The organism is Pantoea cypripedii, from assembly GCF_002095535.1.
Lineage (GTDB): Bacteria > Pseudomonadota > Gammaproteobacteria > Enterobacterales > Enterobacteriaceae > Pantoea > Pantoea cypripedii.
The window spans coordinates 2,083,476-2,097,404 of record NZ_MLJI01000001.1 but is presented as its reverse complement, the minus strand read 5'-3'; the positions used below and the strand labels follow the sequence as shown (position 1 = coordinate 2,097,404).

Sequence of the window (13,929 nt, the reverse complement as noted above, 5' to 3'; positions counted from 1 at the left end):
ATAGCACGCATACTGAAAAGAAAAAATAGAAAAAAAAGGTAATAAGAAAATAAGATGACGCAGCTCGCAAATCATAATATTTTCCTGCAAACACTGAAAGCCGGGCAGAAATAATGTCAGGACTTTAGTTTTAATTAGCGTTATTAATGTCACATGAATCATCCTAACCTGCGCAGAAAAAAGCCTTGCTAATTAGATCATTACCGCCCGCCCACCCTTTCGTTTCGCTACTTGTGTGACGAAATGATACGTAAAATCCTGTCGAAAACCTTTCGATTTCGAAAGATCGAAAGGAAAATCACCACTCACACTTACACTTTTTCGTTGTTGACAGCCAGATTACGGATGGTTTACAAAATCATTCACCAACACCGGGTCTTTCCAGCGAAATACTTTTTATTGATGAGGGTTGTGTCATGCTGTTTGCAAAAAACAATAAGTCTCATATCAGGCCAGTAATTTCCGGAATCACATTAGCTGTCGCACTTTTAATTCCTGCACTCAGCCAGGCGGCCGATAAAATAACGTTGCGTTACGCTATTTGGGATCGAAATCAACTTCCTGCTGAAGAAAAAATTGCTCAGTCATTCGAAAAGGCTAACCCGGATATCAATATTGATATAGAAGTGGTACCGGCTTCACAATATTTCGTCAAACTGGATTCCGCCGTCGCGGGTGGTGTGGCACCGGATATCTTTTGGGTGAATATGCCCTACTTTATCCAGTATGCGCAGAACCATGTGCTGGCCCCGCTGAATGGCTACCTGAACGATAAATCGGTCGATCTGAACAACATCGTCGCCAGCTCAGTGAAAGCCTACCAGTTTGATGGCAACCAGCTGGCTATCCCGCGAGATGTGGATGCGATTGCTGTCTGGTACAACAAAAAACTGTTTGATCAGGCCGGTGTCAGCTATCCGAAAAAAGGCTGGACCTGGGATGACCTGAAAACCACCGCCACCGCGCTGAAAGCCAAACTGAAAGGCGACGCCTTCCCGTTGTATATGGATCTCAGCAATGACGGCCAGGAAAGCTACCTGAACCTGCTGTATCAGAAAGGTGTACATATCGTACCAGCCAATGGTCAGCCGACCGATATCGCCAGCGATAACGCGATCTGGGTGTATCAGCAATTGCAGCAAATGATGAAAGAGGGCCTGCTGCCGACCGCCAATCAGATGAGTGAGCTGAAAACCGACTCGGTATTTACCTCCAACCGTGCTGCGATGGTATACGCTGGTTCCTGGCAGGCGGCACCCTTCGCCAGCAACCCACAAATTAACGATCATATTGGCGTGATTGAAATGCCGCGCATCGATAAAGAAGCCGGTGTGGCACACAGCCTCGGTTTTGCCTTGTACGCCAACGGTAAACATAAAGATGCCGCCTGGCGTTATGTTTCCTTTATGGCGCAGAAATCATCGCAGGAGGAGTTGGCAGCCGCGGTCATTCCGGCCAACAAACAGGCGATGCCAGCCTGGGCTGCCAATGTGAAGCAGGTTGACGTCACCGCCTATCTGAATGCGCTGGATCACGCCACCGCTTATCCCACCGCCGGGACCAATACACCGAAGTGGCAAAATATGTGGATCAGCAGCCTGAAGAAAATCTTTATGGGCGCAGATGCCAAAGAAGAAATGGATAAATCGGTGAAGAAAATCAGCCGTGTGATGGAAAAATAATTCTGTAGCAGCGCGATTTATCGCGCTGCTATCAGGTCCCGCGCGATAAATTGCGCCGCTTCGGAGCCGATAAAGATGGAAAATATCTCCCCCGCTACCGTTATCCCGCGTGTGAAAACGGTAAAAAATGTCAGTAGTCTGGAACGAGCCGAGCGTTTCTGGGGCTGGATAATGATCGCTCCGCTGGTTATCGGCTTACTGGTGTTTTATTTCATTCCTTTTCTCCAGACATTTTTTTATAGCTTTACCGATCTCAATCAGTTTATGAACTGGACCGAGGTCAGTCTGGATAATTATCGTGACCTGTTCACAGATGATGATTTTTATACCGCTACGCTCAATACCCTGTTCTATGTGGTGGTGTGCGTGCCGGTCAGCCTTGCTCTTTCGCTGCTGCTGGCAATCGGCCTGAACCAGCCGATTCGTGGCAAGACGCTGTTCCGCACCCTGCTGTTTCTACCCGCTATCACCATGCCTGCGGCGGTGGCGATGGTGTGGCAATGGCTGTTTAACGGTGATTTTGGCCTGGTTAACCATATGCTGGGATTTATAGGCATTTCGCAGGTTGATTGGCTCTCCGATCCCAAAGTGGTGCACCTCAGCGTGTCTATCATTATTATCTGGTCATCGCTGGCGTTAAAAATCATTATCCTGCTGGCCGGGTTACAAAATATTCCCCGTCAGGTGTATGAAGCCGCTGATATTGACGGCATTGGCACCCTGCGCCGCTTCTTCTTTATTACATTACCGCTGATGTTGCCGACATTATTTTTCGTGTCGATCATGAGTTTCATTGAAGTGATACAAATCTTCGACGTGATCTTTTTAATGTTCGACCGTTCGATGATTGAAAGTGACGCCATGACGGTGACGTTCCTGTTCTATAAATACGCCTTTTATTTACAGGAAAAAGGTTATGCCTCTGCCATCGCCGTGATGCTGTTTATCGTGACCCTGGTGATCAGCCTGGTGCAGATGTTTATTGGTAAAAAAATAAAGGTTACCTGAGGAAACCCGCCATGAGCACATTACCCCAATCAGAAGAACTGGCGTGGTTTCGTCGTCAGCATCAGGAAAAAATCCGCCGTCTGACGGTGTACGCGTTGATGACGCTGGCCAGCCTTATCTCGCTGGTGCCGTTTATCTGGATGTTGCTGACCTCACTGAAAACCCAGCCGGAAAGCATCCAGATTCCGCTGGCGATTTTGCCTCAGCATCCTTCGTTGCAGGCTTATCACCGTATTCTGACTGAGATCCCCTTCACCACCTTTTATATCAACTCGTTTCTTTACACCTTTTTCACCGTCACCCTGCAAATGTTGATTGCGGCAATGGCCGCTTATGGCTTCTCGCGCCTGACATTTCGTGGCCGCGACACGGTGTTTATGTTGTGTGTGTCGATTCTGATGGTGCCCGCCCAGGCTTTCCTGATTCCGCAGTTTCTTATCGTGCAGAAACTCGGCCTGGTGAACACCCTGAGTGGTCTGATCCTGCCCGGCATTTTCAGTATCTACGCCACCTTTCTGCTGCGGCAGTTCTTCCTTGGCGTGCCGCGCGAGCTGGAAGAAGCCGCATTGCTTGATGGCTACAACCATTTCGCGATTTTCTGGCGCATTCTGCTGCCGCTGATCCGTCCGGGATTGATTGCCTGCATCATTATTAATGGCTTGTGGGCCTGGAATAACCTGATGTGGCCATTAATCGTTAATACCAGCGTCGATAAGTTAACCCTGCCGGTGGGGCTGGCGTCGCTCGCCAGTCGTGCGGGCGTGCCCTATCCGATGCTGATGGCTGGCGCGCTGATGGCGGTGCTGCCGATGCTGATGTTATTCATCTTTTTCCAGCGCTATTTCATCCAGGGAATCGCCAGCGCCGGAGTTAAAGGGTAATTGCCCCCCAACATGAGGAAGCAGCTATGTCTGGCATTCAACTACATGATGTGAAGAAAATTTATCCCAACGGCTTCCAGGCGCTGCACGGTATTGACCTTTCGATTCAGGAAGGTGAATTCATGGTGTTTGTCGGGCCATCGGGCTGCGCAAAATCAACTTTGCTGCGCATGATTGCCGGGCTGGAAAGCATCAGCGAAGGTGAAATCGTGATTCAAAATCGCTGCGTCAATCAGGTGTTACCCAAAGACCGGGAAGTGGCGATGGTGTTCCAGAACTACGCGCTGTACCCGCATATGACGGTATATAAAAACATGGCGTTTAGCCTGAGCGGCAAAATGCCCCGCGAGGAGATTGATCGCCGGGTACGCGAAGCGGCAGAGAACCTGGAGATCAGCCATTTGCTGGAGCGAAAACCAGGACAGCTTTCAGGTGGGCAGTGCCAGCGTGTGGCGCTGGGGCGTGCGATTGTGCGTCGTCCGCGCGTGTTTTTGTTTGATGAACCGCTATCCAATCTCGATGCAAAATTGCGTGTCTCGATGCGCCTGCAACTGATCAATCTGCATCAGCAACTCAAAGCGGAGGGCTTACCCTCGACCATGATTTATGTCACCCACGATCAGGTGGAAGCCATGACCATGGGCGATCGCATCTGCGTGCTGGATCGCGGCGTGATTCAACAGGTGGACAAGCCGGTGACCCTCTATCATCAGCCGGCAAACAAATTCGTGGCCGCATTTATCGGCAGCCCGGCTATGAACCTGCATGATGTAACTATTACTACTAATAACGGCCAGCCTGCGTTGTCATTTGACGATGCCGGCAAGCTGGTGCTGCCTGCCAGCGTGGCGGCGCGTCTGAACGGCTACACTGAGGCGCAAATCTGCCTCGGTATCCGCCCGGAGCATGTGCTGATCACCACGGCGGATGCGCCGGGGGCGTTACCGGCAACGGTGCAGACGGTGGAACATATGGGCAATGAAGAGATCGTGCATTGCGATGTGGCAGGCCGCCACTTTGTCGCGCGCTTCCCTTCTTCCCTTGGCTGGGCGTCACAACCGGGCGAACGCATCGGGCTGCAACTGGCGCTGGACCATGCTCATTTGTTTGATATCACCCATGGGCGTGTGCTGCGCCCGGCGAGCCTCTAATCCCAGGATAACCCTATGCGTTACGGATTTGATATCGGCGGGACAAAAATTGAAATCGCCGCCTATGACGACAGGATGCAGCAGCTGTTTCGCCAGCGGGTGGCAACCCCCGGTGAAGATTACACCGCCTTTCTCAACTGCCTGGTGGAGCTCACCCTGGAGGCCGATCAGCAGTTTGGCTGCAAAGGAAAAGTAGGCATCGGTTTGCCCGGTATCACCGATCCGCGCACGCAGCAGCAGCTCTCGGCCAATGTCCCCTGCCTTACCGGCCGCAACCTGAAGCGGGATATCGAAACCCTGCTTAACCGCCCAGTGGCGATAGGCAATGATTGCCACTGCTTTGCGCTATCCGAAGCGCATTCGCCGCAAACGCTGGATTATTCGGTGGTGTTTGGCGTGATCATCGGCACCGGCGCGGGCGGCGGATTGGTGGTGAATAAACAACTGTTCAGCGGTAAGCATGGCATGGCGGGCGAATGGGGGCATTTACCGGTACCTGCGCGCCTGATTCAGCGCTATCAGTTGCCCTCATTTGCCTGTAACTGTGGCCTGAAGGATTGCTACGAACGTTATGTTTCCGGACGCGGTCTGCTGGCGCTAAGCCAGCATTTTGGTCATCCGGCCCGCGATCTGCCCGCGTTGATGGTCAGTTTCCGGCAACAGGACCCTCTGGCCCAGCAGCTGTTTAGCATGTTTATCGCGATTCTTGCCAGTGCGCTGGCGGGGTTACAGATGATGCTGGACATTGACGCCTTTGTACTGGGCGGCGGGTTGTCCAATATTCCTGAAATCTATCCGCGCCTGCCGGATGCCATGCGTGAAGGGTTATTTGCCGTCAGCCCACCGGCGGTGATTCTGCCACCGGTGTTTGGCGACAGCAGCGGCGTGCGTGGCGCAGCGCTACTCAACTCTGTTCAGGAGGGAGCTTTATGATCAATACCGAGCAACGCCGTGAATCGATTATTGAGCAGCTAAGGCGCGAGGGCGTGGTGCGGGTGGAAGATCTCAGCGCCCTGTACAACGTCAGTTCGGTCACTATCCGCAATGACCTGCGCTGGCTGGAAAAAAGCGGCTGTGCCATTCGTGGCTATGGCGGTGCACAACTGAATCGTCAGTTTGTTTTTGATCGACCGCTGGAAGACAAAGGCAAAATCAATCGCGACGTGAAATTCGCCATCGCCAAAGCCGCTGCCGCACTGATCAATGACGGGGAAGCGGTGATTATCGATTCCGGTTCCACGACCAGCCTGATGACCCGACATCTGGACAAACAGAAGGATTTGGTGGTGATGACCAACGCCATCAACATCGCTTATGAACTGGCGAGCCGCGAAAACATTCATTTGATGGTGCTGGGCGGCAACGTGCGCAGCGCTTCCTGGTCAATCGACGGCCCGACGGCGGAACAGCATATCCGTCAGTACCGCTTCGACAAATTGTTTCTCGGTGTCGATGGTTTTGACCTGACCTCCGGCATTACCACGCCCCAGTTGGGAGAGGCGCAGATTAACCGCGCCATGTGCGATGTCTCACGCGAGATCATTGCCGTGGCCGACTCCAGCAAGTTTGGTCGCACCAGTTTCTGTTTGATCCGCGAGGTGGAGCGTATCCACCGGCTGGTCACCGACAGTGCTATATCCGAGCAGTACGTGCGCGCCCTGGAAAAAATGGGCGTCGAAATCATCATCGCCGATCGCTAATACCGCGGGAGAGTAGCTTCATGAAAGTAGGCATTATTGGATTAGGGTTCCGTCTCGGTTATCTCGGGCATGTGTTCAGTAGCCTGTTGCCAGACTTCACCATCGTGGGTTACGTCGATCCGGCCCCGGCCGGGCTGGCGACCCTGCAACAGCATGGCATCGCAGCCGGTGATGTCTATGACACGCCCGAGGCGCTGCTGGCGGCGCATCAGCTCGATCTGTTGATGATCGGCTCTCCCAATCACCTGCATCTGGAGCATATCCGCGTTGGTCTGGAAGCGGGCGTGAAAGTGTTTTGCGAAAAGCCGGTGGTGGCAAGCCTTGAACAAAGTTATCAGTTGGCTGAATTGCTGGCGCAGTATGGTCAGGAACAGCTGCTGATTGGCCTGGTCCTGCGCTATGCGCCGATGTACCGCGATGTGATGCAGGCACGGCAGTCCGGCGCGCTGGGTCATATCGTTTCGGTAGAAGCCGCGGAACATATCTACCCGTACCACGGGGCCTTTTTTATGCGCGACTGGCGGCGCTATTCACGCTATTCCGGCAGCTTTATGCTGGAAAAATGCTGCCATGATCTCGATCTCTACAATAGCTTGATTGGTTCCCGGCCGATGCGCGTTGCCAGCTTTGGCGGGCGGCGTAATTTTGTGCCAGAAAATGATCCGCGCCAGCACGGGGTGGATGATATGACGCTGTTTCACCAGAAGCCGTCTGGCTGGCTGGGGGACGATAAAGTGTTCGACAGCGATGGCGACATCGTTGACCACCAGGTGGCGATTGTTGAATACGCCAACGGCGTGGCGATGAATTTCCATACCAACATCAACGCACCGGACCAATTCCGCCGTTTCTGCATCATGGGGTCGCGCGGCCAGGCGGAAGGCGATTTTATTCGTGGTTTCCTGTGGGTACACGATGTCATGAGCGGCAACAAAACCGTGGATAAGCAGTACGCTACCCGTACCGCGTTGTCACAGCATTATGGTGCCGATGAACAAATGGCGCGTGAGGTGATAGACCACGTGCTGCACGGCGGCCCGCTGCCGGTTTCGCCGCAGGATGCGATTGAAGCCGGGATTCTGGCGCTGGCGATGGATGAAGCCCGTGAGCAGCGCAAATTGGTGGATTTAGCGCCGGTATGGGAAAAACTTGATCGGTTGCTCACTCCGGCGCAAACCGCATGAGTTTTGATGCGGGCGTATCAGCGCCCGCAATGCTTACTGGCTGACCAGCACCACTTCAATCCCCGCCCGACGCAGCCCTTCGAGGCTGTTCTGCGGAATGCTGTCGTCGGTGATGATCATATGGATACGCTGGGTATCGATGATTTTGTGCAGGCTGGAACGGTTAAATTTGCTGGAGTCGGTGACCACAATGATGCGTTCCGCCACCTCGCACATGCGACGATTCAGGCGCGCTTCATCCTCGTTATGGGTGCTGATGCCGCGATCCAGATCGATGGCATCGACGCCGAGAAACAGCAGGTCAAAATGGTAGTTCTGCAACGAATGATCGGCCTGGTCACCATAAAACGACAGCGACTGGCGGCGCAAATGGCCGCCGGTCATCAGCACTTCCACCCCTTCCGCTTCCACCAGGGCGTTGGCAACGTTCATCCCGTTGGTCATGGCGATGACATTCTGATGCTGGCGCATATGGCGGGCAATCTCAAAGGTGGTGGTGCCGGAATCAAGGATCACCCGATGGCCCGGTTTAATCAGCTCGGCAGCCACGCTGGCGATGCTGCGTTTCGCCGAAATATTCAGCGAACTTTTGTCCTTCACCGAAGGCTCCGCTGTTCCCTGGCCGTTATCACAGATCAGCGCCCCACCGTACACGCGAACCGCAATCCCCTGCTTTTCCAGAAACGCCAGATCGTTACGAATGGTGACGGTGGAAACCCCGTAAAGCGCAGCGAGATCATTCACCTGCACGCTACCCTGCTGGCGTAATTTTTGAATAATCTGCTCGCGGCGCTCGCTGGTCGCCGCCACGCTTTTTTCCATCGGATTATCAGAATGCTGCATAAGGTTAGCCTGCCATTCATTGCTTTCGTTTTATTTCGATTGGGCTATTAACACCTTTCTTTCGGGCAAATGCAACCTTTGCCATCCACGAGTGACGGACAAAACGCTTTTTAACCTTGCGTTATCTTTTTCTTGCCTTTCATTTTACGCATCTGGTAGCTTTCATTATGTTTTCATCAATCGCCACCCGACACAAAAGAAAGATTGTGAAAGATTGATGGGTGGTATCTTACCCTGTGGAGCTGAAAGTGAAACTACTGACTGAAATTATCACCCGTCATCAGCAAGGAGAGCAAAATGGACTCTTCTCCGTTTGCTCTGCTCACCCGTTAGTGCTGGAGGCCGCGCTGTGCTTTGCCCGCGATCGCCAGCAACCGCTGCTGGTCGAAGCCACCTCCAACCAGGTGGATCAGACCGGTGGTTATACCGGCATGACGCCAGCAGACTTTCGTGATTTTCTCTGGCAGCTGGCGGATACCTGCCAGTTTCCGCGTGAACAGCTGATTCTCGGCGGCGACCATCTCGGCCCTAATCGCTGGCAAAAGGAAGCTGCCGGGGTGGCGATGCAACATGCCGAGGTGTTAATTGCCCATTATGTGCAGGCGGGCTTTAAGAAAATCCATCTCGATTGCAGCATGTCCTGTGCCGATGATCCGGTGCCGCTGACCGATGCCATTGTGGCGCAACGCGCCGCGCGACTGGCAGCGATTGCCGAGGAAACCTGCCAGCAGCATTTCGGCTGCCGTGATCTGGTGTATGTCATCGGCACGGAAGTCCCGGTACCCGGTGGCGCTCACGAAACCCTGACCGAACTGGCCGTCACCACCCCGGAAGCGGCGCAGGCCACGCTACTGGCGCACCACCATGCCTTTGAGCAACAGGGGTTGTCTGAGCTATGGCCACGCATTATCGGTCTGGTGGTGCAGCCTGGCGTAGAGTTTGACCATACGCACATCATTGATTATCAACCACAAAAAGCGCAGCAACTGCGCCAGTGGGCGGAAGCCGCCGGACGGCCGCTGTTCGAAGCCCACTCCACCGACTATCAAACCCCTGAAGCGCTGCGCCAGCTGGTTATCGACCATTTCGCCATTCTGAAAGTCGGCCCGGCGTTAACCTTTGCCCTGCGCGAAGCGCTGTTTTCCCTCGCCAGCATCGAAGAGGAACTGCTGAGTGCCAAAGCCTGTTCCCACCTGCGCACCGTGCTGGAGGATGTGATGCTCGACAAACCCGGCTACTGGCAAAGTCATTATCACGGCGATAGCTACACTCGCCGCCTGGCGCGCGGCTTTAGCTATTCGGACCGGGTGCGCTACTACTGGCCGGATGCGCAGATTGCCGATGCGTTTAAGGTGCTGATCCGCAATCTGGCGGATACCCCACTCCCGTTGCCGCTGATCAGCCAGTATCTGCCGCTGCAATACAACAAAGTGCGCCAGGGTCAGCTGCCTGCCACTCCCCATGCATTGTTAATCGATCATATTCAGGATGTGCTGCAACAGTATCATTACGCCTGCCAGCCTGCTTAAAGGAGCCGGAGAGATGGAACAGATTATTCGGGCGCAGCGCTTACTGTGCGCGGAAGGCTGGCGCGATGAACAGCAGCTGCACCTGGTAGATGGCATCATTACTGCCATCCAGCCCATCGCCCCCGGCGAGACGCGGCGGGATGCGGAGCTGCTGTGCCCGGCCTATATCGATACCCATGTGCATGGCGGTGCGGGCGTGGATGTGATGGATGACGATCCCTCGGCGTTGCTGACGCTGGCACAACATAAGGCAGGCGAAGGAGTCGGTGCCTGGCTGGCAACCACCGTCACCGCCCCGCTGCCAGAAATCGTCGAGGCGTTAAGGCGCGTCGCTGCTTATCGCCATCATCCGTCCGGTGCTCAGCTGCTGGGCAGTTACCTTGAAGGCCCCTGGTTTACCGCCGAAAATCGCGGTGCACACCTGCCCGAATGGTTCCGCGAGCTGGATATCAACGAGATCGATCAACTGATCGAGGTGGCGCAAGGCACGCTGCGCATGGTAGCGCTGGCCCCGGAAAAACCTGCGGCGCTGGCGGCCATTCGTCATCTGAAAGCACGGGGAGTTCGCGTGATGCTGGGGCACAGCGCCGCCAGTTATGACCAGACGCTGGCAGCGCTGGATGCCGGTGCCGATGGCCTGGTACATTGCTTCAATGGTATGCGCGGTTTGCATCATCGCGAACCGGGCATGACGGGCGCGGGATTAAGCGACGCGCGCGCCTGGCTGGAGCTGATCGCCGATGGTCATCATGTCCATCCGGCGGTCCTGCGCCTCACCTGCCAATGCGCGCAGCAACGCATCATTCTGATTACTGACGCCATGCGAGCCGCCGGAATGCCCGATGGGCTGTACTCAATTTGTGGTCACGATGTGGAGATGCGGGCGGGTGTGGTGCGCACGGCGCAAGGGGGTCTGGCTGGCAGCACGCTGGCGCTGGATGCCGCGGTACGCAATATGGTCGCCCACGGCGGCGTCAGCAGCCAACAGGCGATTGAGATGGCCAGCCTGCATCCGGCGCGCCTGCTGGGCATAGCGCATCAGCTGGGCACCCTCGCACCGGGGAAACAGGCCAATCTGCTGGCGCTGAATGACCAGCTGTATCCCCAGCAGCTATGGGTTAAGGGTGTGGCGGTAGGGTAGCTACCGTCTTGAGCGTCAATCCCTGGTGCGAATAAATTCGCACCCTACAGATGTAGGGGCGGCATTCATGCCGACCAGGCCAATAACCGCACCGAGCCGTAGCGGCGCGATTTATCGCGCGATTTCCCGCGATGTTCAAATAAAATTTGATCAATAACATTGATAGCTAAATTTGAACTGAAGCGCTTCAGCTTTTGCCATAGAATAAAACTTCGACAGACAAACTGATTGAAGCCTATGACCATGCATAACGTATTAACCCTGACTGTTGCCGCTATTTGCTCGCTGTTTCTCACCAATGGTATCGCGGCATTTCGTACTATCCTGAACGCCACTGACGACGAACAGCGTGAAAAAATTAAAGTAGGTCAGTTAGATATGACCATGCGTCGTTATATGACAGGTGAAGGTGTCGGCTATATTTTAACGTCCGCTGTGAGCATCATCGGCTGGTTGATGTTTATTTCTGGTTAATGCGGTAAATATTATTACCGCTTTGTTTTTTTCCGTTAAATATCCCTCGCCATTCTCTTCTGCCCGTTATCTTCCTTTCTTCTGAATAAAATCCAACACCTCTGCACGAATTTGTTGCGACGCGATTTATCGCGTAACGACGCACACCTTTCCTTTTCTTTCTTTCTCATGTTGAAGTTTCATTTCCTTTCTTGTAGATTGCCTTATCAGTTTATATAACCAAACGACAGCAAAAAGAAAGGTAGTGAAACTATCGGACTGGCTTTCAGTAACGGCTTAATCTTAAGGATATTGTGATGAATGAAACCCTTGCGGCCAACATGTCGGGAACCCAAACCTGGACCGAGGAAGAGATTCGACAGCAACCGGCAAGCTGGATGAGCGCCCTGCAACATCTCGACGCGCAGCGTGGCGAACTGGATGACTGGCTAGCTACCTTCTACGCCCAGCCCAATGGCCGGATTATCCTCACGGGTGCGGGATCCTCAGCCTTTATCGGCGATATCATCGCCCCTTATCTGGCGCGTCAGCTCAGGACCAATGTGGTCGCCATCCCCACCACCGATTTAGTCACCAATCCGATGGACTACTTCCCGGACGATCAACCCCTTCTGCTGGTGTCGTTTGCCCGCTCCGGCAACAGCCCGGAAAGCGTAGCGGCGGTACAACTTGCCAATCAGTTTGTGCCCGACTGCCGCCATCTGATCATTACCTGCAACGCCACCGGTGATTTGTATCGTTTTGCCAGTGAGCATGACAACGCCAGGGCGCGTCTGATGCCAGCGGAAACCCATGACCGTGGTTTTGCCATGACCAGCAGCATTAGCACCATGATGCTGAGTTGCCTGGCTATTTTTGCGCCGCAGCAGTTCAATACTCCGCGCTTCAGCCATGTTGCCGAGTGCTGCGAAAAGATCATTCAAAGCCACGGTGATTTCAGCCAGTCAGCCTTTGGCGATCTTGACTGGCAACGGGTGGTCTATCTCGGCAGTGGCAGCCTGCAGGGCGCGGCACGCGAATCAGCGCTGAAGGTGCTGGAACTCACCGCCGGACAATTGGCCGCCTTCTACGAATCGCCGGTTGGCTTCCGCCACGGTCCTAAATCGCTGGTTGATGATAAAACCCTGGTGGTGCTGTTCGTCTCCGGCCATCCCTATACTCGTCAGTACGACCTTGACCTGCTGACCGAGCTGCATCGTGAAAAGATCGCCCTGCGCGTGGTCGCCATCACCAGCCAGCCTGCTGCCGAGGTTGCAGCGGGGCCGCATCTCTATTTACCCACCACCCAGACGCTAAACGATATTGAGCTGGCCTTCTGCTTCCTGATCTATGCGCAGATCTTTGCGCTGACGGCATCGCTGAAATCCGGTATTACCCCGGATACCCCTTCCGCCAGCGGCACGGTGAATCGCGTGGTTCAGGGCGTGGTGATCCATCCGTGGCAGCAACAGAAGGAAGCACACTGATGGGCATCATCTCGACCAAATATCTGTTGCTGGATGCACAGGCGCGCGGCTATGCCGTGCCCGCCTTTAATATCCATAACGCCGAAACCATTCAGGCGATCCTTGATGTTTGCAAGGAAATGCAATCGCCGGTGATTCTGGCGGGCACGCCGGGCACCTTTAAACATATTGCGTTTAAGGAGATATTTGCCCTGTGCGAGGCTTACTCCACCAGTTACGGCCTGCCGCTGGCGCTGCACCTCGACCATCATGAAACCCTTGATGACATCCGCAATAAAGTCGCTGCCGGGGTACGCAGTGCGATGATTGACGGCAGCCATGTGCCCTTTGCCGACAACGTGCGTCTGACGCGTGAAGTGGTGAACTTCTGTCATCGCCACGATTGCAGCGTCGAAGCGGAACTGGGACGCCTCGGTGGCGTAGAAGATGATATGGCGGTCAGTGATGAAAGCGCATTTCTCACCGATCCCGACGAAGCCCTGCAGTTCGTCGAACAAACCGGGGTTGACAGCCTGGCGGTGGCGATCGGCACCGCGCATGGTCTTTATACGCAAACGCCGAAAATTGACTTCGACCGGCTGGCAAAAATTCAGCAGCGCGTCGATATCCCGCTGGTGTTACACGGTGCCAGCGACGTGCCGGATGACTATGTCCGCCGCGCCATCGGGCTGGGCGTGTGCAAAGTCAATGTCGCCACTGAACTGAAAATCGCCTTTGCCGGTGCGGTAAAGAACTGGTTTGGCGAGAATCCACAAGGTAATGATCCCCGCTATTATCTGCGGGTGGGAATGGATGCGATGAAAGCAGTAGTACGCGATAAAATTCTGGTGTGTGGATCGGCGGATCGGCTGAAATAATCAAGTAGTGGCG

At 54.4% G+C, this 13,929-nt stretch carries 13 protein-coding genes; 12 read left to right on the top strand and 1 reads right to left on the bottom strand.

The window, feature by feature from the left end:
• Positions 1–416 precede the first annotated feature (416 nt).
• The 7 genes from HA50_RS09750 (at position 417) to HA50_RS09720 (ending at position 7,606) form a co-directional block, all read left to right on the top strand.
• A complete protein-coding gene (locus HA50_RS09750; protein WP_084874749.1) occupies positions 417–1,682 on the top strand; it encodes an ABC transporter substrate-binding protein in 1,266 nt (421 codons plus the stop codon).
• A 75-nt stretch (positions 1,683–1,757) separates the two neighbouring features.
• Positions 1,758–2,690, top strand: a complete 933-nt coding sequence (locus HA50_RS09745; RefSeq protein ID WP_084874747.1) for a carbohydrate ABC transporter permease — start codon at positions 1,758–1,760, stop codon at positions 2,688–2,690.
• A gap of 98 nt (positions 2,691–2,788) precedes the next feature.
• Positions 2,789–3,571: a carbohydrate ABC transporter permease gene (locus HA50_RS09740; RefSeq protein WP_084878453.1), complete on the top strand. Its 783-nt coding sequence runs from the start codon at positions 2,789–2,791 to the stop codon at positions 3,569–3,571.
• A 26-nt stretch (positions 3,572–3,597) separates the two neighbouring features.
• Positions 3,598–4,722, top strand: coding sequence for an ABC transporter ATP-binding protein (locus tag HA50_RS09735; RefSeq protein WP_084874744.1), 1,125 nt, complete (start codon positions 3,598–3,600; stop codon positions 4,720–4,722).
• Positions 4,723–4,737: 15 nt separating this feature from the next.
• Complete coding sequence (locus HA50_RS09730; RefSeq protein ID WP_084874742.1) at positions 4,738–5,655, top strand: ROK family protein; 918 nt, start codon at positions 4,738–4,740, stop codon at positions 5,653–5,655.
• Positions 5,652–6,422, top strand: coding sequence for a transcriptional repressor AgaR (agaR, locus tag HA50_RS09725; RefSeq protein ID WP_084874739.1), 771 nt, complete (start codon positions 5,652–5,654; stop codon positions 6,420–6,422). The genes HA50_RS09730 and agaR overlap by 4 nt, the downstream gene beginning before the upstream one ends.
• Positions 6,423–6,442: 20 nt before the next feature.
• The gene (locus HA50_RS09720) at positions 6,443–7,606 is read left to right on the top strand and encodes a Gfo/Idh/MocA family protein (RefSeq protein WP_084874736.1); all 1,164 of its coding nucleotides are present in this window, start codon (positions 6,443–6,445) and stop codon (positions 7,604–7,606) included.
• Between the two features lie 33 nt (positions 7,607–7,639).
• On the opposite strand, the gene HA50_RS09715 is transcribed toward HA50_RS09720, so the two are convergent.
• Positions 7,640–8,449, bottom strand: a complete 810-nt coding sequence (locus tag HA50_RS09715) for a DeoR family transcriptional regulator (protein WP_084874734.1) — start codon at positions 8,447–8,449, stop codon at positions 7,640–7,642.
• Between the two features lie 248 nt (positions 8,450–8,697).
• Between HA50_RS09715 and kbaZ the strand changes: the two genes are divergently transcribed.
• From kbaZ to kbaY, 5 genes are all read left to right on the top strand, one after another.
• Positions 8,698–9,978, top strand: a complete 1,281-nt coding sequence (kbaZ, locus tag HA50_RS09710; protein WP_084878451.1) for a tagatose-bisphosphate aldolase subunit KbaZ — start codon at positions 8,698–8,700, stop codon at positions 9,976–9,978.
• A 13-nt stretch (positions 9,979–9,991) separates the two neighbouring features.
• A complete protein-coding gene (nagA, locus tag HA50_RS09705) occupies positions 9,992–11,119 on the top strand; it encodes an N-acetylglucosamine-6-phosphate deacetylase (RefSeq protein WP_084874732.1) in 1,128 nt (375 codons plus the stop codon).
• Between the two features lie 237 nt (positions 11,120–11,356).
• Positions 11,357–11,593, top strand: coding sequence for a hypothetical protein (locus tag HA50_RS09700; RefSeq protein WP_084874729.1), 237 nt, complete (start codon positions 11,357–11,359; stop codon positions 11,591–11,593).
• Positions 11,594–11,889: 296 nt separating this feature from the next.
• Positions 11,890–13,059: an SIS domain-containing protein gene (locus tag HA50_RS09695; protein WP_084874727.1), complete on the top strand. Its 1,170-nt coding sequence runs from the start codon at positions 11,890–11,892 to the stop codon at positions 13,057–13,059.
• A complete protein-coding gene (kbaY, locus tag HA50_RS09690) occupies positions 13,059–13,916 on the top strand; it encodes a tagatose-bisphosphate aldolase subunit KbaY (protein ID WP_084874724.1) in 858 nt (285 codons plus the stop codon). Before HA50_RS09695 ends, kbaY begins: the two co-directional genes overlap by 1 nt.
• Positions 13,917–13,929: the final 13 nt, after the last annotated feature.

What these genes read in the sequence shown, in the direction of transcription:
- HA50_RS09730 (WP_084874742.1), top strand. Translation starts at nt 4,738, where the DNA reads ATGCGTTACGGATTTGATATCGGCGGGACAAAAATTGAAATCGCCGCC.
- HA50_RS09740 (WP_084878453.1), top strand. Translation starts at nt 2,789, where the DNA reads ATGACGCTGGCCAGCCTTATCTCGCTGGTGCCGTTTATCTGGATGTTG.
- HA50_RS09750 (WP_084874749.1), top strand. Translation starts at nt 417, where the DNA reads ATGCTGTTTGCAAAAAACAATAAGTCTCATATCAGGCCAGTAATTTCC.
- HA50_RS09695 (WP_084874727.1), top strand. Translation starts at nt 11,890, where the DNA reads ATGAATGAAACCCTTGCGGCCAACATGTCGGGAACCCAAACCTGGACC.
- HA50_RS09720 (WP_084874736.1), top strand. Translation starts at nt 6,443, where the DNA reads ATGAAAGTAGGCATTATTGGATTAGGGTTCCGTCTCGGTTATCTCGGG.
- agaR (WP_084874739.1), top strand. Translation starts at nt 5,652, where the DNA reads ATGATCAATACCGAGCAACGCCGTGAATCGATTATTGAGCAGCTAAGG.
- kbaY (WP_084874724.1), top strand. Translation starts at nt 13,059, where the DNA reads ATGGGCATCATCTCGACCAAATATCTGTTGCTGGATGCACAGGCGCGC.
- HA50_RS09700 (WP_084874729.1), top strand. Translation starts at nt 11,357, where the DNA reads ATGACCATGCATAACGTATTAACCCTGACTGTTGCCGCTATTTGCTCG.
- HA50_RS09745 (WP_084874747.1), top strand. Translation starts at nt 1,758, where the DNA reads ATGGAAAATATCTCCCCCGCTACCGTTATCCCGCGTGTGAAAACGGTA.
- nagA (WP_084874732.1), top strand. Translation starts at nt 9,992, where the DNA reads ATGGAACAGATTATTCGGGCGCAGCGCTTACTGTGCGCGGAAGGCTGG.
- HA50_RS09715 (WP_084874734.1), bottom strand. Translation starts at nt 8,449, where the DNA reads ATGCAGCATTCTGATAATCCGATGGAAAAAAGCGTGGCGGCGACCAGC.
- HA50_RS09735 (WP_084874744.1), top strand. Translation starts at nt 3,598, where the DNA reads ATGTCTGGCATTCAACTACATGATGTGAAGAAAATTTATCCCAACGGC.